This is a genomic window from Kineococcus gurbantunggutensis (assembly GCF_050871925.1).
GTDB lineage: Bacteria > Actinomycetota > Actinomycetes > Actinomycetales > Kineococcaceae > Kineococcus.
The window spans coordinates 1-18,872 of the sequence record NZ_JBJLSG010000035.1 but is presented as its reverse complement, the minus strand read 5'-3'; the positions used below and the strand labels follow the sequence as shown (position 1 = coordinate 18,872).

Below are 18,872 nucleotides of genomic sequence, written 5' to 3'. Positions count from 1 at the left end.
AATCCACCCGAACGACGGGAGGGCGACCGTGGGGTTTCGGTCCGGTAACGGCCCGGTCGGGCGGCTGCGGCCCGGTGCGCGCGACGCCGAGATCGCCCGGCTGGCCGTGCCCGCGCTGGGCGCCCTGGTCGCCGAGCCGCTGTTCCTGCTGGCGGACTCGGCGATCGTCGGCCGCCTGGGCACGCTGCCGCTGGCCGGCCTGGGCGTGGCCGGGGCGGTGCTCAGCACGGCCGTCAGCCTCTTCGTCTTCCTCGCCTACGGCACCACCGCCGCCGTCGCCCGGCGCCTGGGCGCCGGCGACGTGCGCTCGGCGCTGGCCGCCGGCGTGGACGGGGTGTGGCTGGCCCTGGGCCTGGGCGTGCTCACCGCCGTGGTCGTGCACGCCGCCGCCGGGCCCGTGGTCGACGCCCTGGGCGTCTCGCAGGCGGCCCGCCCCTTCGCGCTCACCTACCTGCGGGTGAGCCTGTGGGGGCTGCCGGGGATGCTCGTCGTGCTGGCCGCCACCGGCGTGCTGCGCGGCCTGCAGGACACCCGCACGCCCCTGCTGGTGGCCGGCGCCGGGGCCGGCCTCAACGTGGTGCTGAACCTGCTGCTCGTGCACGGCCTGGGCCTGGGCATCGCCGGCTCCGCGGCCGGCACCGCCGCCACGCAGGTGCTCATGGCGCTCGCGCTGGCGGTGGTCGTGCTGCGCGGGGTGCGCCGCACCGGCGCCCCGGTGCGCCCGCACCCGCTGGGGGTGCTGCGCAGCGCCCGCGCGGGCGTGCCGCTGCTCGTGCGGACCCTGACGCTGCGGGTGGCGCTGCTGCTGACGACGTTCGTGGCCGCCGCCCAGGGCGACTCGGGCCTGGCAGCCCACCAGGTGGCCACGACGGTGTGGACGACCACCGCGCTGGCCCTGGACGCCCTGGCGATCGCCGCGCAGGCCCTGGTGGGCCGCTCCCTGGGCGGCGGCGACGTCGCCGGCGCGCGCGCCGTGGTGCGCCGCTGCGTGCGCTGGGGCGTGGTGGTCGGCGCGGCGCTGGGCCTGCTGGTGGCGGCGACCTGCTGGCCGGTGGCGGGGCTGTTCGCCCCGCAGGCGCAGGTGCGCGGCGACCTGGCCGCCGCCCTGGTCGTCCTGGGCGCGTGCCTGCCGGTGGCCGGGTGGGTGTTCGTGCTCGACGGGGTGCTCATCGGCGCCGGCGACGGGCGCTACCTGGCGCGCGCGGGGCTGGCCGCCCTGGCCGCGTACGCGCCGCTGGCGGTGCTGGTGCTGCTGCTCGCGCCGCCCGGGCGCGCGGGCCTGGTGTGGCTGTGGGTGTCGTTCGCGGGGGCGTACTCGCTGGCGCGGCTGCTCACGCTGGTGCGGCGCGAGCGCTCCGGGGCCTGGGTGGTCACCGGCGCGGGGTGAGCGGGCGGGCGCGGTGCGTCCACCGGTCCGACCGCGCAGCGCAACGGCACGGAAACGGCGGCGTTCCCCGCAGGAAACGGGCGTCGCCTTGACTGGGCGGCACCGACGACGGCAGGAGGACACCGTGACCCGTCCCACCGGAGCGCTCCCCGGCGCCGGCCGCGGCCCGGGCGGCCTCGTGCCCGCCCCGCGCCGCGCCGACGCCGACCGCCTGCGCGTCGTGCGGGCCCAGGGCCTCGTCGTGCGCGGCGCGGGCCGGGCCGAGCTGCTGGGCTTCCCCACCGCCGACGTGCCCGCCGCGGCGCTGGCCGTGCGCGGCGGGGCGCTGCGCGACGGCTTCTGGGCCGGCACCGCGCAGGTGGACCCGGCCGGGGGCGGGCCGGTGCACGTGGCGTGCGTGTCCGTGGGCGCGCCGGTGTGCGGGCCGGGGGGCGGGCGGGTGCTGGAGGCGCACCTGCTGGACGCCGACGTGGACCTGGTGGGCCGCTCGCTGCTCGTGGCGCTGCACCTGCCGCTGCGCCCGCAGCGCGTCTTCGGCGGTGCCGGTGAGCTCGCCGCGCAGCTGGAGCGGGACGTGGCCGCCACGCGCCGCTGGGCGCTCGGCGCGGGCCTGGGCGGGCTGCTGGGCGGGTCCGTGGAGGTCCTGGGCGGCTGAGGGCGCCCGGGGCGGTGGGCCCCCGGTCAGGAGGCCGGCAGGGCCTGCTCCAGGCGCGGGACGATCTGCTCCAGCGCGTAGCCCAGGGACAGCACGGTGCTCAGGGAGTAGGCGCTGGAGACGTCCGGGGGCAGCACGAGGGCGCGGCCGTCGGCGACGGCGGGCAGGGCCCGCCACACCGGGTCGGCGGTGATGTCGGTCTCGGGCACGGAGATGGGGAAGACGACGACCACGTCGGCGTCGAGGAGGTTGAGCTGCTCGGTGGAGACGTCGACGGTGAAGCCGCTGCTGGCCACGGGCAGCGCGGCGACCTGCGGGTTCTGCACGAACCCGAGGCGCTCGAGGAACTGCACGCGCTCGCTGCCCTCGACGTAGGCGCCCCAGCCGCGGCTGGTGCGCGCGGCCGCGGTGGCGCTGCGGCCGGCCCACTGCGGGTGGGCGGCCGCGGCCCGCCGGAAGTCCTCCTCGACGCCGGCGAGGAGGTCCCGGCCCTGCTGGGCCCTGCCGAGGGCGGTGGCGATCAGCGTGACCTGCTGCTCGGTGGTGGTCAGGTAGGAGTCCCCGCCCTCGGGCACGCCGACGGTGGTGGCGATGGCGGACAGCTTGGCGTGGCGGTCGGCGTCGCCGGAGCTCTTGACGTCGAGGATGAGGTCGGGGGCCAGCGCGGCGATCGCCTCGTAGGAGGGCTCCAGGGTGCCGATGACCTCCGGCGGGGTCGTGTACAGGCCCTGCGCCCAGGGCCCGACGCCCTCGCCGCCGAAGGCGAGCCAGTCCGAGGCGCCCACGGGCTGCACGCCGAGCGCCAGGGCGGTCTCGGCGTCGCCCCAGCCCAGGGCGACGACGCGCTGCGGGGCGGCCTCGACGGTGACGTCGCCGAACTTCGTGCTCACGGTGGCGGGGAAGGCGCCGCCGGGGGCGCTGCCCGCGGTGCCCGTGGCGCCCTCCTGCGGGGAACCGCCGGAGCCGCCGGAGCCGCAGGCGGCCAGGGCGAGCACCGCGGCGGAGACGACGACGGCACGGCGGGACGGCAGCACGGGACCTCCTGGGCGACGTCCCGGCCCTGCGCCTGGACGAGGACAGCCTAACCTCAGCCGCGTCCGGTGCCGGTGGGGCCCGCGGGCCCGGCGGGGCCCCGCACGCACCGGGGGCCGGCCGCGCAGCGCGCGACCGGCCCCCGGCGTGGTGGTGAGGTGCTCAGCCCTGGGCCGCGACGACGTCGATGGTGACGGTCGCCGAGACGTCGGGGTGCAGGCGCACGAGCGCCTTGTGCACGCCGACGGTGCGGATCGGCTGGGGCAGCTCGACCTTGCGCTTGTCGACCGCGGGGCCGCCGGCGGCGGTCACGGCCAGCGCGACGTCGGCCGGGGTCACGGCGCCGAACAGGCGGCCGCCCTGGCCCGCGCGCGCGGCGTACGCCACGGTGCGGGACTCCAGCGACTGCTTGACGGCCTTGGCGTCGTCGAGGCTGGCGATCTCGCGGGCCTTGCGGGCCTTGCGGATCGACTCGACCTGCTTCTCGCCGCCCTTGGTCCACGGGGTGGCCAGGTTGCGGGGCAGCAGGAAGTTGCGGCCGTAGCCGTCCTTGACCTCGACGACGTCACCGGGCGCGCCGAGACCGGACACCTCGTGGGTGAGGATGAGCTTCACGTCGTTCCCCCTCCTCAGCGGGCGGAGCTGCTGTAGGGCAGCAGCGCCATCTCGCGGGCGTTCTTGATCGCCTTGGCGATCTGGCGCTGCTCCTGCACGGACACGCCCGTCACGCGACGCGCGCGGATCTTGCCGCGGTCGGAGATGAACTTGCGCAGGAGCGCGGTGTCCTTGTAGTCGACGCTCTCGATCTTGGCGGCCTTGAGCGGGTTCTGCTTCTTCTTGGGCTTGCGCACGGGCACCTTGGCCATCGTGGTGCTCCCCTCTCGTGAGAGCCCGGGGTTCGGCCCCGGGATGACGTCGTTCGTGGTGCTCGGCGGGTCGCGGCGGGTGCCGCGGCGCACCGAGGGTCAGACCCGGAGGGTCTGGGAGTGCTGGCGGGGGACGGCCCGTCAGAAGGGCGGGTCGTCGTTGGACGCGCCGCCCCAGCCACCGCCGCCGGCGGGGGCACCGCCGGAGGGGCCGGTGGCCCACGGGTCGTCCTGCTGCTGACCGCCGCCGCCGGAGCTCGCGCCCCAGCCGCCACCGCCGCCGCTGCCGCCGGGGTTGCCCCCGCCGAAGCCGCCACCGGAGTTGCCGCCGCCGCCGAAGCCGCCGCCACCGCCGCCGCCGCGGGAGGTCTTGTTGACCTTCGCCGTGGCGTAGCGCAGCGAGGGGCCGATCTCGTCGACCTGCATCTCGATGACGGTGCGCTTCTCGCCCTCCTTCGTGTCGAAGGTGCGCGACTGCAGGCGGCCGGTGACGACCACCCGGGTGCCGCGCGTGAGGGACTCGGCGACGTTCTCCGCCGCCTCGCGCCAGATGGCGCAGCGCATGAACAGCGTCTCGCCGTCCTTCCACTCGTTCGACTGGCGGTCGAACGTGCGGGGGGTGGACGCGACGGTGAAGTTGGCCACGGCCGCCCCGGAGGGGGTGAAGCGCAGCTCGGGGTCGTTGGTCAGGTTCCCGACCAGCGTGATGACGGTCTCCCCCGCCATCAGGCGGCCTCGGCGCGGAGCAGCTTCGTCCGCAGCACCGCCTCGTTGAGGTTCAGCTGACGGTCGAGCTCCTGCGCCACGGCGGGCGTGGTGTTGAGCTCGACGACGGCGTAGATGCCCTCGGACTTCTTCTTGATGTCGTAGGCCAGGCGGCGGCGGCCCCAGATGTCGACCTTGCCGACCTCGCCACCACCCTGGCGGACCACGTTGAGGAACCGCTCGAGCGACGGGCTGACCGTGCGCTCCTCCAGCTCCGCGTCGAGGATCACCATGAGCTCGTACTGACGCGCGCTCATTCCCCACCTCCTTCGGTCTCAGGCGGCCACGGTCTCTCCGTGGCAGGAGGGTCTGGTGCGTCGTCCGCGCCCGTCGACGGGCGCAGGACCGACACAGTCTACCGGCCCCTCGGCGCCCACCCTGCCGCCCGCCGCCGGCGCCCCGGCCGCCGTCCACAGCCGCGGGCCCGCGCGGCGCCCCGCGCGCCCCTGGGGAGCCCGCGGCGCGGGCGGGAGCGGCGAGCCGGGGGCGGCACCGGGGCCGGGACCTCAGGCGACCCGCACGACCAGCGCGTCCGGGGCCCGGTCCACGTCCCCGCCGGCCGGGTCGTCCAGGCCCTCGGCGCGCACCGGGTCGCGCCACGGCGAGCGCACGTCGCGCACGACGGAGCCCGCGAGCCAGGCGAGCGCCGCCAGGCGCAGCACCAGCAGCAGCGCGTACAGCTCGGGGGGCAGGGCCCGGGAGGGCTGGGACTGCCCGGCGACGTAGAGCCACACGGCGGCGAAGTAGGCCGCCTCGGCGGCCCACCACAGCAGGTGCTCGCGCCAGCGCGGCACGGCCAGCGCCGCCAGCGGCGCCAGCCACAGCGAGGCCTGCGGGGGGAACGCCGGCCCGAGGGCGCAGGCGCCGGCCACGAGCAGGAACGCGACCTGCGGCAGGCGGGGGCGGCGCGGGGCCCACAGCACGAGCAGCGCCACGAGCAGCAGCCACACCGCCCAGCCGCCCACGGTCAGCGCGGTCACCGCCCCGGCGCCCAGCCCGGTGGCGCCGGCGTCGCCGGCGGCCTGCTCCAGCAGCTGCGGCAGCAGCCACGGCGAGCCGTAGCCGGCGGGGCGGCTCAGGGCGTCGCGCAGGTGCGCGCTCCAGGTGCCGGGGGAGGTGAGCGCGAAGGGGGCGTTGACCGCGGCCCAGGCGGCGAGGGCGGTCAGGACGGTGGTGGCGGCCGCGCGCGGGCGCCCGGCGCGCAGCGCGAGCAGCGCCAGCGCCACGAGCAGCAGCACGGGGTAGGTGCGGGCGGCCACGGCCAGCCCGAGCAGGACGCCGGCGCCGACGGGGCGGCGCCGTGCCCACAGCGCCAGGCCGGCGGTGGCGAGCGCGACGCCGGCGAGGTCGAAGGAGACCAGGGCGGAGAGCACCAGCAGGGGGCTGAGGGCGAACAGGGCGGCGTCCCAGCGGCGGCGGGGGCCGGCGGTCACGGCGACGGCGACGGCGGTGGCCAGGGCGGCGAGCAGGAGCACCACGGCGCCGGCGTCGAAGTAGGCGCGCTGCGCGGCGGCGGTGACCTCGTGCGGGGCGGCGCGGGCCACCAGCCAGGCCAGGGCCGCGGTGACGGGGGGCTGGCCCAGCGGGGCGGTGCCGGCGTAGGGGCCCAGGCCCTCCACCAGCCCGGAGGAGGTGTAGACGACGGGCAGGTCGGAGTAGCAGGCGTGCACGAACTGGTCGGGGGTGTTCCAGCCCTGCGCGCGGCAGTGGTGCTTGGTGAGGGCGCCGAGCGCGACGAGCACCGACGTCAGCGCCACGAGCACCGGCAGGGGCTGGGCCCACCACGGCCCGCCGGCGCCGAGGTGGCGGCCGGCGGGGCCGCCGAGGACCTCGCTGGCGGCGCGGGCGACGGGGTCGGCGGCGGTGGGCGCCACGGGGGCGGTGGGCGCGCCGGCCGCGGTGGCGCCCGCCTCGGGCGCGCCGGGGCCGTCGTGCGGGGGCGTCGGGGTGCCGGTGCTCACGGCGCCAGCTTGGCCTACCCGCCGGTGCCGGCGCCCGTGGCCGCGGGCTCGGGCGCGGCGGTGGGGGCGCCGGCGCCCTGCCCGGTCGCGGTGCCCTCCTGCGCGGCGCCCTCGTCCGCGGCGTCGCCGCCGGTGCCGTCGCCGTCGCCGCCGTCGCCGCCGCCGTCGCCGCCGCCGTTGCCGCCGTTCCCGCTGCCGGTGGTGGCGGTGGGGGCGGTGGTGCCGCCGCCGGCGGTGGAGCCGGGGGTGGCGGTGGCGGTGGACTCGCCGGTGGGGGTGCCGGTGGGCGAGTCCGTGGCGGTGCCCGTCGCCGTGGCGGTGGGCGAGGAGGTGGCGGAGGAGGAGGCGGAGGAGGAGGACGTGGCGCTGGGGCGGCGGGTGCTCGTGGAGGTCGAGGTCGAGGAGGACGACGAGCCGCGCGAGGAGCCGACGTAGGCGGGCTCGGGGAAGTCCTCCTCGTCGGTGCCCTGCAGGGCCGCGCGCATGAACGACGTCCAGATCCGCACCGGGTAGGAGCCGCCGGTGACCTCGCCGCCGCCCAGCTTCAGCGACTCCGTCGAGGTGCCGTCGGCGCTGGTCTGGTACAGCGCCACGGACGCCGCGAGCTGCGGGGTGTAGCCGGCGAACCAGGCCGACCTGTTGCTCGAGGAGGTGCCGGTCTTGCCGGCGGCCGGGCGGCCCAGGTTGCGCGCGTAGCGGCCGCTGCCGCGCTGCACGACCTGCTGCATGGCGTAGGTGGCGTCGGCGGCGACCTCCTCGGAGAAGGCGCGCTCGCGCGTCGGGGAGGCGGTGTAGGTGCGGGTGCCGTCGGTGTCGTCGATGGAGGCGATGGTGTGCCACTGGGTGCGCACGCCCTGCGCGGCGAAGGTGGCGTAGGCCTGCGTGACGTCGATGGGGTGCGGGGAGGCGGTGCCCAGCACGTTGGAGATCGTGGTGTCCCGGTCGGCCAGGCCGACGGTGTCCTCCGGGTAGCCGGCGCGGACGGCGACGTTGCGGGTCGCCTCGGGGGTGACCTCCTCGTTGAGCTGGGCGTACACCGTGTTCACCGAGTTGGCGGTGGCGGTGAGCAGGTCGATGCGCCCGTACGAGGAGTCGCCGAAGTTGGAGACCTCCCAGCCGTCGACGGTCAGGCCGTCGGCGCCGCTGAGGGTGGTGCGCAGCGAGATGCCCTTCTCCAGCGCCGCCACGAGGGTGAAGGGCTTGAAGGTGGAGCCGGCCTGGGCGATGTCCTGGGTGACGGCGTTGCGGTTGCGCGCGAGGAAGTCCGACCCGCCGTACATGGCCCGGACGCCGCCGGTGGCGGGGTCGACGGCGGACAGCGCGACGTGGAAGCCCTCGGGGACCTTCGAGGGCAGCTGGTCCTGCACGGCCTCCACGGCGGCCTCCTGGGCCTGCGCGTCGAAGGTCGTGGTGATCTCCAGGCCGCCGCGCTCGATCTCCTCGTCGCTCAGGCCCACGGTGCTGGACAGCTCCCGCTTGACGGTGTCCAGCAGGTAGCCGTCGGTGCCGGCGTAGGTGTCCTCGTCCTGCGAGGGCTCGACGGTCTCGGGCAGCCCGGCCTGCGCGCGGTCGGCGGCGGACAGCCAGCCCTCCTCGACCATGCCGTCCAGGACGTAGTCCACGCGCTGGGCGGCGGCCTCGGGGTCGTTGCGCGGGTCGTAGTTGCGCGGCGCCTTGAGCACGGCGGCCAGCAGCGCGCCCTGGGAGGCGTCCAGCTGGGCGACGTCCACCCCGAAGTACGCCTGCGCGGCGGCCTGGACGCCGTAGGCGCCGCGGCCGAAGTAGACGGTGTTGAGGTAGTTCTCCAGCGTCTCGGCCTTGGACTGCTGCTGGTCGATCTTCAGGGCGAGGAAGAACTCCTCCGCCTTGCGGCGGTACGTCTGCTCGGAGGAGAGGTAGTAGTTCTTCACGTACTGCTGGGTCAGGGTGGAGCCGCCCTGCTGGGAGCCGCTGGTGGCGTTCGTCCACAGCGCGCGGGCGATGCCGGTGGGCGAGACGCCGCGGTTCTCGTAGAAGGTGCGGTCCTCGGCGGCCAGCACGGCGTGCTGCACGACCTGCGGCACCTCGTCGATGGAGACGTTCTGCCGGTTGACCTCGGCGAAGGTGCCGATGGGCGTGGTGCCGTCGGAGTAGTAGACGGTGCTGACCTGCGCGTCGGCGAGCTCGTTGGGGTCGGGCACGTCCACCAGCGCGTACGCGGTGGCGAAGCCGGCGACGGCGAGGACGACGCCGACGGCGAAGAGGCCGCCGATCCACGCCAGGACCCGGCGGCCGCGGCGCCGGCGCGGCGGCGCGGCGGTGCGGCCGCCCCCGCGTCCCCCCGGCTGGCGGGGCAGGCGGGACGACGGGGTGGGGGCGGGTCGGCGGGAAGCCACTTGGGTCGGGTCCTCCGGGCGTCGGGCGCGCGCGGGCTGGGCTCGCGGCGCGGCACGGGTGCGCTGCCGGTCCATCGGCAGCCGCCGGCCGGGTCTTCGGCGGCCCCGCTCGCCGCGCCCGTCCGGGACGCGCGCCCGGGGCCACCACCACCGTCCGGCCGTCCCAGTATGCGTGCCGTTCCGGCGGGTGCCCGCCGCACCCGCCCGGCGGGGCGGGTGTGCACGAGACCTCCACGGCGGGCGCGGCGCGCCTCCCCGTAGCGTGTGCGGGTGCCGCGACCAGGGGTGATCGCAGAGCTCGCGCAGCTGATCAGGACGCCGCGCTACCGCCACCTGGTCGGCGTGCGCCTGGCCGGGCAGGGCGCCGACGGCGCCTTCCAGGCCGGGCTGGCCTCGCTGTTCTTCTTCTCGCCCGAGCGGCAGGCCACGCCGGCGGGGGTGGCGTTCGCCTCGGCGGTGCTGCTGCTGCCGTTCACCGTGGTGGGCCCGTGGGCGGGGGTGCTGCTGGACCGCCGCTCGCGCCGCTCGGTGCTGGGGCTGGGCAACCTGCTGCGCGCCGCGCTGGCGGTGGCCGCGGCGGCGGGCCTGGCCGCCGGGTGGGGCGACGTGGCGGTGGGCGTGCTGGCGCTGGCGGTGCTGTCGGTGAACCGGGCGCTGCTGGCGGGGCTGTCGGCGGCGCTGCCGCGGGTGCTGCGGCCGGGCCAGCTCGTGATCGCCAACGCGGTGACGCCCAGCCTGGGCACGGTGGCGGCCGGGGCGGGTGCGGCGGTGACGGTGGCGCTGACGGCGGCGGCGGGCACCGGCGGGTCCGCGGACGTGGTGGCGCTGCTGGCCGCCGCGGCCGGGTACCTGCTGGCGGGCCTGCTGGCGCTGCGCTTCCCGCCGGCGCTGCTGGGCCCGGACGCCCGCGAGGCCCCGGCGGGGGTGCGCACGGCGGCGTCGGTGGTGCGCGGCAGCGCCCGCGACGTGGTGGCGGGCCTGGCGCACCTGCGCGAGCGACGGGCCGCGGCCTCGGCGCTGGGCGTGGTGGCCTGGCACCGGTGGGCGTTCGGGCTGACGACGGTCGCCGTGGTGGTGCTGTGCCGCACCACGCTCGCCGACGCGGACGACCCCGCGGCGGGGCTGGCGGCGCTGGGGGTGCTGCTGGGCGCGGTGGCCGTCGGCTCGGGCGCGGCGGCGGTGCTGGCGCCGTGGGGCGCGCGGCACGGGCGGGTGCACGGCTGGATCGCCGGCTGCCTGCTGGTGGCGGGCGCGGGGCAGGTGCTGGTGGGGCTGAGCACGTCGCCGGCGGTGCTGGCGGTGGCCGCGGGGGCGCTGGGCCTGGGCGGGCAGGGCGCCAAGATCGGGGTGGACACCGTCGTGCAGCGCAGCGTGGACGACGCGTACCGCGGGCGGGTGTTCACCGCCTACGACCTGGTCTTCAACGTCAGCTACTGCGTGGCGTGCGGGCTGGCGGTGTTCCTGGTGCCGGCGGACGGGCGCCTGGGCGGCGTGGCCGTCGCGCTCGGCGCCGGCTACGCCGCCCTGGCCCTGCTGCGGGTGCGGGCGCGCGCCGGGGCGCTCACCGTCCGCTGAGCCGCCCGCGCGAGGCGGGGGCCGGAGGGCCCGGCGTCAGGGGGCCGCGGGTGCGCCGGGCACCGTCGGGTCGGTCACCGGCGGGTCGGTCACCGGCGGGTCCGTCACCGCGGGCGGCGACGTGGGCGTGACCGGCGAGGTCGGCTCCGGCGGGTCCGGCTGCGTGGGCGTCCCCGTCGGGGTCGGCACCGGCGTCACCGGCGGCGTCGTCACCGGCGGGGGCGTGACCGGCGGGTCGGTCACCGGCGGCGTCGTCACCGGTGGGGGCGTGACCGGCGGCGTCGTGACCGGCGGGGTCGTCACCGGCGGGGGCGTGACCGGCGGGGTCGGCTCCGGGGGCGTGGTGAGCGGGGGCACCGGCACCGGCGGGACGGGCACCGGCGTCAGGAGCGCGGGCGGCGGCGTGGTCACCGGCGGCGCGGCGGGGCGCGTGGGCACCGCGGGGCGGCCCGGGGCGGCCGGCGGGGCCTGGTCGCCGGGCGGCGCGGGGGTCGGCACGGCGGACGGGAGCGCGGGTGCGCTCGCGCTGGGGACGGCGCGCCACGGGGGTGCGGGGCTCGACGGCGGCACCGCGGGCGCACTCGCCCGCCCACCCGGCGCGCCGGGGGTGGTGCGCGCGCCGGACGCGCCGCTGCCGGTGCCGGTCCCGCTGCCGGTGCCGCTGCCGGTGGAGCGGTCACCGCCGCGCGCGGTGCCGGTGGGCGCCGGGGCGGCCTGCCCGGGCGGGGTGGCCGCCGACGTGGGCAGCGCGCTCGTGGGCGGCGGCTGCACGATCGCCACGGGGTTCGGCACGTCCTGCAGGCGGCCCTGCTGCACGGCGGTGACCGCGACCGCGGTGCCCGCGGTGGCCAGCACCAGGGCGCCCAGGACGACCGCGACCGGCCGGCGCGCCAGGGTGCGCGGCGCCCCGGCGGCGGGGACGGCGGCGAGCGCGGCCGGCGACCCCGGAGCGGCGAGGGCACCGGGCGCACCGGGCGCGCCGGGGGCGACGAGCGAGCGCACCGCGCGCACCCACCCGGGCAGGTCGGCCGGGCGCAGGTGCGGGTCCTCGGCCAGGCCCTGCAGCAGCAGGTCCGCGGCGGCCGGGTGGGCGGCGGTCTGCGGGGCGGCGGCGAGCTGGCGGCGCACCAGCGCGGGGTCCACGAGCCCGTCGGGGCCGGTGGCCGGGGGCTGACCGGTGAGCACGAGCACGGCGGTCGCGGCGAAGCCGTAGACGTCGGCGGCCGCGGAGGGCAGCGCCCCGGCGCGCACCTCGGGGGCGGTCCAGGTGCTGCCGGCGCGGTGGCGGGCGGGGTCGCTGCGCGGGCCGCCCAGGCTCGCGCCGGCCAGGCGCACGCCCCCGCCGGGCCAGAAGCCGCTCAGGCGCACGGTGCGGGGGGTGACGTCGCCGTGGACGACGGGCGGGGTGTCGTCGGTGCCGCGGTGCAGCTCGTGCAGGATCCCGGCGGTGACGGTCAGCACGGCGAAGCGCTCCTGCACGCCGGCGCCGGGGTCGTCGCGCAGCCAGTCGGCCACGGAGCGGCCGGCGGCCTGCTCGCGCACGGCGTAGAGCCAGGCGGGCCCGTCGTGCGCGGCGCCGCCGGGCAGGTGCGGGGCGGCGCCGGTGAAGGTGTGCACGACGCCGGCCAGGCCGGCGTGGTGCACGCGCGCCAGCCCCCGGGCGCGCTCGCGCCACACCTCGTCGGCGGCGGCGTCGCGCTCGCCGCCCCCGCCGGGCGGCAGGGCGACGAGGGTGAACAGCGCCTCGCCGGCAGAGGCGCGGTGGTCCAGGACGTGCCAGGCCTCGTCGGCGCCGTCGGCCGCGCCGAGCAGCTCGTAGCGGTCGGGGTCCTCGCGGGGCCCCGCGCGGTGGCGCACCACCGGGGGGAGGTCCGCCGCGGAGGTCAGCCCGTCGTCCGACCAGCCGTCGCTCACCTGTGGCACCTCCGCGCCTCGGCGGTGCGGACCGCGCACCGGGATGGGCTGCCATGATGCCTCACGAACTCACCCGTCCGGGTGAACCGCGCGGCCCGTCGGCGCCCCTCCTCGCGCCGGGACCCTCCCCCCGCTCCGCCCGCTCAGGAGCCGGTGACGGGCTGGTCGAAGACGGTCACGCGCGGCAGCGGGCCGGTGTGGGCGGCGACCTGCACGGCGGCGTGCTGGCCGGTGCAGGCCTGCGCCAGGCGTGAGGAGCCGACGTCGCGGGTGAGGACGTTGACGTTGCCGTAGCCGCAGGTGACCCCGGCCCGCTCGCCGGCGACGGGGTCCCACCAGGCGCCGGTGGACATCTGCACCACGCCGCGGCGCACGTCCCCGGAGACGACCAGCCCGCCCAGGCAGCTGCCGCGGCGGCTGCGCAGGACGACGACCTGCCCGTCGGACAGGCCGCGCGCGGCCGCGTCCTCGGGGTGCATGCGCACCGGTTCGCGCCCGGCGACCTTGCCGGCCTGCGAGTGCGCGCCGTGGTCGAGCTGGCTGTGCAGGCGGGTGGCGGGGTTGTTCGCCACCAGGTGCAGCGGGAACTCCGCGTCGGGCGCCTCGTCGGTGGGCAGGTGCACGGGGTGCCCGGGGCAGTCGTCGTAGCCGAAGGACTCCACGGCGCTGGAGTGCAGCTCGATGCGCCCGCTGGGGGTGCGCAGCGGGAAGCGGGCGGGGTCGGCGCGGAAGGAGGCGAACATGACCTTCTCCTCCGCCTCGTCGGGCAGCAGGAACTCCCCCGCCTCCAGGAAGTCCGCGTAGGGCGGGGCGCTCAGGCCGGCGCGGGCGGCGGGGCCGGTGCGCCACTGCTCGTACAGGTGCTCCACCCACTGCGCGGCGTCGCGGCCCTCGGTGAAGCGCTCCCCGACGCCGAGGCGGTGCGCGAGCGCGGACAGCACCGCGTAGTCGTCGCGGGCCTGCCCGAGGGGCTCGTGCACGCGGCCCATGCGGACCAGGCGGTCGTCGTAGCGGGCGGCGCCGACGTCCTCGCGCTCCAGGGTGGTGGTGGTGGCGAGCACGACGTCGGCGTGGCGGGCGGTGGTGGTCCAGAACGGCTCGTGCACGACGACGGTCTCGGCGGCCTGGAAGGCGCGGCGCAGCCGCTGCAGGTCCTGGTGGTGGTGGAAGGGGTTGCCCCCGGCCCAGTGCACCAGGCGCAGGTGCGGGTACGTCTCGTGCCGGCCGTCGACCTCGTAGGGCTCGCCGGGGTGCAGCAGGGCGTCGGCGATGCGGGCGACGGGGATGCGCAGGCGCAGCGGGTCGGCGAACTGCGGCAGCGTGGGCAGCGGGTAGCTGCCGGTGCGCCGCCCCACCCCGCCGGTGGAGGCGTAGCCGTGGCCGAAGCCGCCGCCGGGCAGCCCGACCTGGCCGAGCAGGCAGGCGAACGCCACCGCCGCCCACAGCGGCTGCTCGCCGAAGCGGGTGCGGGCCACGGACCAGCTGACGGTGACCATGGTGCGCCCGGCGGCGGCGCGGCGGGCCAGGTCGCGGATCGTCGCGGCGGGCACCTGCGTGATCGCCTCGGCCCACTCGGGGGTCTTCACCACGCCGTCCCCGGCGCCCTCCAGGGAGGCCAGGAAGCGCTCGGTGCCCGAGCAGCAGCGGGCCAGGAACCCCTCGTCGTGCAGGCCCTCCTCGACCAGGACGCGGCACATCGCCAGCAGCAGCGCGGCGTCGGTGCCGGGCACGGGGGCGACCCACTGCGCGTCCAGCTCGGCGGCCAGGTCGTCGCGCAGCGGGGAGACGAGCACGAACTCCGCCCCGCGCGCCTTCGCGCCGCGCAGCCGGCCGGCGATCTCGTGGCGGCTGATGCCGCCGCTGGCGACCTCGGAGTTCTTCGCGGGCAGCCCGCCGAAGGCCAGGACGAGGTCGGTGTGCGCCTCGACGCTGGACAGGGCGGTGGGCGAGAGCAGGGGTTCCTGGTTGCCCACGACGTGCGGCATGAGGACCTCGCCGACGCCGTGGCTGTACGTCCACGAGGAGCGCACGGCCCCGCCCAGGCAGTGCGAGAAGCGGTGGATCTGGCTCTGGGCGTGGTGGAAGCGCCCGGCGCTGGCCCACCCGTAGGAGCCGGCGAACACGGCGGTGGGGCCGTGCTGGTCCAGCACGCGCCGGTACTCGCCGGCCAGGCGGTCCAGGACCTCGTCCCACTCCACGGCGACGAACTCGTCCAGGCCGCGGCGCGCGTCGGGCCCGGGGCCGTCCTCCCACCAGCCGCGGCGCACGTGCGGGCGCAGCACGCGGGCGGTGGGCGTGGCGGCCACCGGCACGTTGCCCAGCAGCGGCGAGGGGTCCGGGTCGTCGGGGTGGGGCTGGACGTGGACGCGGCCGTCGGCGCCGGTGGTGGCGCGGAACGCGCCCCAGTGCGAGGAGTGCGGGGTGCCGGACGGGGGCGTCGTCGTGCTCACGGCACCAGGATCGCCGACGCGCGCAGGCCGATGCGCGGACCCACCCGTGCGAGCGCTCAAGTCCTCCGCCGCACCTGCCGATGAGGGCCCATGAGCACCGCTACGCAGCGTCACGACGAGGGTCCCGCGCTGACCCGTGCGGGTGAGGGCGGTGACGCCGGGGTCAGGAGGGGAGCCCGGCGTCCCGCTCCCCCGCGCGGGGCGGGCCCGCGCCTGGCGCTGAGCACGGCGGTGCTGGTGGCGGCCCTGAGCGCGCTGGCCCCCGTGGTGGGCGGGGTGGGCGCGGCGGTGTGGTGGCCGGCCGCGGGGGCGGCGCTGGCGCTGGCCGTGCGGCGCCCGGCCCGGCGGTGGTGGTGCGTGGCCGGGACGGCCGCCGGCAGCGCGCTCGCGCTGCGCGCGCTGGGCCTGGACGCCACCGCGGCGGTGGTGCTGGCGAGCGCGCAGGCGGTGCAGTGCGCGGTGGGCGCGGCGGTGACGGGGGTGCTCACGCAGCGCCGGCCGCTGCGGCTGCGCACCACGCGCGACGCGTGGCGGCTGGCGGCGGGCGCGGCGGCGGGGGTGGCCGCGGCGTGCGTGCTGGTGCAGCCCCTGGGGCTGGGGGGCGGGGTCCTGCACCACGCGACCGCGCAGCTGCTGGGGGTGCTGCTGGTGGCGCCGCTGCTGCTGCCGGCGGGCGCGCCGCGCGCGGTGGACCGCACGACCCGCGCCGCGCGCGCGGAGTGGGCGGCGGCGCTGGCGGTGGCGGCGGCGGTGGCGCTGGCGGTGTTCTGGCGCACGGGGTCGGGGCCGTGGTCGTTCCTGGTGGTGGTGCCGGTGCTGTGGGGGGCGGCGCGGCTGGGGCTGGGCCGGGCGCTGACGTGCCTGCTGCTGGTGGCGCTGCTGGCGACGGCGGGCACGTCGGCGGGCCGGGGCCCGTACGCGGCCTTCGGCGCGGAGCAGCGCACGACGGTGCTGCAGGCGCTGCTGTTCACGTGCGGGGCGGTGACGATGGTGATGTCGCTGGTGGTGCGCGCGCGCGAGCGCGCGGTGGTGGAGGCGCGCCGGCGCGAGGACCTGTTCCGCCGCACGTTCGACGACGCCCTGCTGGGGGTGGCGCTGCTGCGCCTGCGCGCCGACGGCAGCGCCGTGGTGGCGCGGGTCAACGACCGGCTGCGCTCGATGCTGGGGCACGACGTGGAGGTCGGCTCGGACTGGTCCGAGCAGGTGCACGACGAGCACCGCGGGGCGTTCGTGGAGGCCGTGCACGAGATGGTGGACCGGGTGCGCGCCGGGGAGAGCGCCCACTGGCACGCGGAGGTCCAGCACGGCGGGGGCGAGGTGTGGCTGGAGCTGGCGGCCTCGGCGTGGCCGACGTGGCGCGAGGACGGCCGCGCCGGGGAGGTGGCCGCGGTGGTGCAGGTCGCCGACGTCACGCAGCGGCGGCTGGTGCAGCGCACGCTGCGGCGCGCGGCGCTGCACGACGCGCTGACGGGGCTGCCGAACCGGACGCTGCTGGAGGACCGGCTGCGGCACGCGCTGGGGGCCGCGGGCCGCTCGGGGCGGCGGGTGGCGCTGCTGTACTGCGACCTGGACGACTTCAAGCCGGTCAACGACACCGGCGGGCACGCCGCCGGCGACCACGTGCTCATCGGGGTGGCCGAGCGCCTGGGCGCGGCGGTGCGCCCGGGCGACACGGTGGCGCGCATCGGCGGCGACGAGTTCGCGGTGGTGTGCCCGGACCTGCCGGACGCGGCGGCGGCCGAGGCGGTGGCGGAGCGGGTCGTGGCGGCGATGGCCGAGCCGTTCCGGGTGGCCGGGTGGGAGTTCCCCGTCGGCATCAGCGTGGGGCTGTCGATCGCGGCGCGCGGGGCGGACGCGCAGCGGGTGCTGCGGGAGGCGGACGCGGCGATGTACGCGGCGAAGGCGGGCAAGGGCGAGCGGGGCCGCGCCCCCGGCGGCGGGGTGCGCTCGGCGTCCGCGCGCGTGGTGGACCTGCGCCCGCTGGAGCGCGGGGAGCGCGGCCGGGGCTGAGGGCGCGCGGGCCGGGGCGGCTCAGCGCGGCGGCTGCGGGTCGAACGCCACGGCCAGCAGCGCGCAGTCGTCCTCGGGGCTGGCCCCGACGAGCTCGGCCAGCAGCGCGTCGAGCAGCTCCTCCAGGGGCAGCCCGTGCAGGCGGGCGAGGCACTCGCGCACCAGCTCCAGGCCGCGGGCGAGGCTGCGGCCGCGGTGCTCGATGAGCCCGTCGGTGTACAGCAGCAGCACCGAGCCGTCCGCGACCTCCACGGCGTGGTCGTGGCGGGCGGCGTCGCCGAGCAGGCCCACGAGCAGGTCGGGGCGGGTGGTGAGCAGCTCGGTGCGCCCGTCGGGGTGCAGCAGCACCGGCGGGGGGTGCCCGGCGTTGGTCCAGCGCAGCCCGCGCACGCCGCGGGCGGCCTGCTCGGCGCTCTGCTCGACGCGGCCGAGCACGAGGGTGGCCAGGGCGTCCACGCCCAGGCCGAGCATCGCGCGGTCCAGGCGCCCGACGACGTCGGTGGGCGGTTCGGCGCGGTCCCACGCGAAGGCGCGCAGCAGCCCGCGCACCTGCCCCATGCTCCCGGCGGCGGCCACGTCGTGGCCGGCGACGTCGCCGACGACGACGGTGGTGGCGCCGTCGGGCAGCACGACCGCGTCGTACCAGTCGCCGCCGACCTGCTCGCGGCGGCCGGCGGGCACGTACCGGCCCACCAGGCGCAGGGTGTCCACCCGCGGCAGCGTGGGCAGCAGGGAGCGCTGCAGGACCTCCGCGCGCGAGCGCTGGCGGCCCTCGAGCTGGGCGCGGTGCAGGGCCTGGGCGGTGAAGCCGGCCAGCGCGCTCCACACCTCCTCCTCGCCCTGCAGCACGGCGCGCTCCTCCTGCCACAGCAGCACCAGCGCGCCGAGGGTCTCGCCGCCCACCAGCAGCGGCAGGAACGCGCTGGCGCCCAGCCCGGCCGGGACGGCGCGCGCGGCGACCAGGGGGAAGGCGGCGCACAGCTCGGCGCGGTCGGCGAAGAGGAAGGGGCGGTGCTCGCGCACGGCGGTGGGGGCGGGCAGCGCGTCGGCGAGGCGGGCGGTGCGCCAGGCGCGGTCCGCGCCCGGCGGCAGGGCGGCGGGGTCGGCCACGCGCAGCCGGTCCTGCTCCTCGCGCAGCACGAGCAGGGCGGTGGCGCCGCCGAGCTGGGCGCGGGTGACGGCGGCGACGGCGGACTGCACCTCGGGCACGGTGCGGGCGCCGACGAGGCTGCCGGCGAGGGCGAGCAGCAGCCGCTGGCGCTCCTGCACCAGGCGCAGGCTCAGCTCGGCGGAGCAGGCGGCGGCGAGGTCCTCCAGGACGGCGACCTGCGCGCGCGTCCAGGGCCGCGGCCGGCTGTCGATGGCGCACAGCACCCCGACGACGGGGGTGGCGGGGTCGTCGGGCCCGGCGGGGCGGTCGGGGTCGGCCAGGCGCAGGGGCGCCCCGGCGTAGGCGACGACGTCGAGGTCGGGGATCGCCGCGGACCCCGCGGTGAGGGGGTCCTCGCGGGCGTCGTCGACGACGAAGGTGCGCCCGGAGGTGACCACGTGCCGGCACAGCGAGTGCGTCAGGGGGGTGGCGCGCTCGCTCTGCCAGGGCTCGGGCAGGCCCACGCAGCCGGGGAAGACCTGCCCGCTGGTGCTGACCATGGACACCAGCCCGACGGGGGTGCCCAGGGCGATCGTGGCCAGGCGCGCGAAGCGGTCCAGGTCGGCGTCGGGCCGGGAGGGCAGCAGGGTGGTGGTGGCCAGCTCGTGCAGCGCCTCGAGCCCCGCCACGTCCCCACCCCCGCGCCCCGGCGGCCGCCCTGCTGCAGCCGTGGGCGCATCATGCCGCCCCCGCCGCCCCGGTGCGCGCACCGGGGCGGCGGGGGCGGCATGA

At 78.5% G+C, this 18,872-nt stretch carries 14 protein-coding genes; 4 read left to right on the top strand and 10 right to left on the bottom strand.

The window, feature by feature from the left end; all coding sequences use genetic code 11:
* The first annotated feature begins 28 nt into the window (after positions 1–28).
* On the top strand, positions 29–1,387 hold the full coding sequence (locus ACRYR7_RS09140) for an MATE family efflux transporter (RefSeq protein ID WP_432571768.1): 1,359 nt from the start codon (positions 29–31) through the stop codon (positions 1,385–1,387).
* A gap of 124 nt (positions 1,388–1,511) precedes the next feature.
* On the top strand, positions 1,512–2,042 hold the full coding sequence (locus tag ACRYR7_RS09135) for a riboflavin kinase (RefSeq protein WP_432571767.1): 531 nt from the start codon (positions 1,512–1,514) through the stop codon (positions 2,040–2,042).
* Between the two features lie 26 nt (positions 2,043–2,068).
* Here ACRYR7_RS09135 and ACRYR7_RS09130 read toward each other — a convergent pair whose 3' ends face one another.
* The 7 genes from ACRYR7_RS09130 to ACRYR7_RS09100 form a co-directional block, all read right to left on the bottom strand.
* Positions 2,069–3,076, bottom strand: coding sequence for an iron-siderophore ABC transporter substrate-binding protein (locus tag ACRYR7_RS09130; RefSeq protein ID WP_432571766.1), 1,008 nt, complete (start codon positions 3,074–3,076; stop codon positions 2,069–2,071).
* Between the two features lie 160 nt (positions 3,077–3,236).
* Positions 3,237–3,689 (bottom strand): 50S ribosomal protein L9, encoded by a 453-nt coding sequence (gene rplI / locus ACRYR7_RS09125; RefSeq protein WP_432571765.1) that lies wholly within the window; start codon positions 3,687–3,689, stop codon positions 3,237–3,239.
* 14 nt (positions 3,690–3,703) lie between these two features.
* Complete coding sequence (rpsR, locus tag ACRYR7_RS09120; protein ID WP_166612805.1) at positions 3,704–3,940, bottom strand: 30S ribosomal protein S18; 237 nt, start codon at positions 3,938–3,940, stop codon at positions 3,704–3,706.
* A gap of 141 nt (positions 3,941–4,081) precedes the next feature.
* Positions 4,082–4,666, bottom strand: a complete 585-nt coding sequence (locus ACRYR7_RS09115; protein WP_432571764.1) for a single-stranded DNA-binding protein — start codon at positions 4,664–4,666, stop codon at positions 4,082–4,084.
* Positions 4,666–4,962 (bottom strand): 30S ribosomal protein S6, encoded by a 297-nt coding sequence (rpsF, locus tag ACRYR7_RS09110; protein WP_166612803.1) that lies wholly within the window; start codon positions 4,960–4,962, stop codon positions 4,666–4,668. Before rpsF ends, ACRYR7_RS09115 begins: the two co-directional genes overlap by 1 nt.
* A gap of 249 nt (positions 4,963–5,211) precedes the next feature.
* Positions 5,212–6,666 carry a glycosyltransferase 87 family protein gene (locus ACRYR7_RS09105; protein WP_432571763.1) on the bottom strand — a complete coding sequence of 485 codons (1,455 nt, stop codon included), beginning with the start codon at positions 6,664–6,666 and terminating at the stop codon, positions 5,212–5,214.
* Positions 6,667–6,680: 14 nt separating this feature from the next.
* On the bottom strand, positions 6,681–9,041 hold the full coding sequence (locus ACRYR7_RS09100; protein WP_432571762.1) for a transglycosylase domain-containing protein: 2,361 nt from the start codon (positions 9,039–9,041) through the stop codon (positions 6,681–6,683).
* 285 nt (positions 9,042–9,326) lie between these two features.
* Here ACRYR7_RS09100 and ACRYR7_RS09095 point away from each other — a divergent pair, with 285 nt between their 5' ends.
* Complete coding sequence (locus ACRYR7_RS09095) at positions 9,327–10,616, top strand: MFS transporter (RefSeq protein WP_432571761.1); 1,290 nt, start codon at positions 9,327–9,329, stop codon at positions 10,614–10,616.
* A gap of 36 nt (positions 10,617–10,652) precedes the next feature.
* On the opposite strand, the gene ACRYR7_RS09090 is transcribed toward ACRYR7_RS09095, so the two are convergent.
* Both ACRYR7_RS09090 and ACRYR7_RS09085 read right to left on the bottom strand, forming a co-directional pair.
* Entirely contained in the window at positions 10,653–12,530 is a 1,878-nt protein-coding gene (locus tag ACRYR7_RS09090; RefSeq protein ID WP_432571760.1) for a serine/threonine-protein kinase, read from the bottom strand.
* Positions 12,531–12,673: 143 nt separating this feature from the next.
* The gene (locus tag ACRYR7_RS09085) at positions 12,674–14,980 is read right to left on the bottom strand and encodes a molybdopterin-dependent oxidoreductase (protein WP_432571759.1); all 2,307 of its coding nucleotides are present in this window, start codon (positions 14,978–14,980) and stop codon (positions 12,674–12,676) included.
* A gap of 90 nt (positions 14,981–15,070) precedes the next feature.
* On the opposite strand from ACRYR7_RS09085, the gene ACRYR7_RS09080 reads away from it, so the two are divergent.
* Positions 15,071–16,990, top strand: coding sequence for a diguanylate cyclase domain-containing protein (locus ACRYR7_RS09080; RefSeq protein ID WP_432571758.1), 1,920 nt, complete (start codon positions 15,071–15,073; stop codon positions 16,988–16,990).
* Positions 16,991–17,011: 21 nt separating this feature from the next.
* On the opposite strand, the gene ACRYR7_RS09075 is transcribed toward ACRYR7_RS09080, so the two are convergent.
* Positions 17,012–18,769, bottom strand: coding sequence for a GAF domain-containing SpoIIE family protein phosphatase (locus tag ACRYR7_RS09075; RefSeq protein ID WP_432571757.1), 1,758 nt, complete (start codon positions 18,767–18,769; stop codon positions 17,012–17,014).
* Positions 18,770–18,872: the final 103 nt, after the last annotated feature.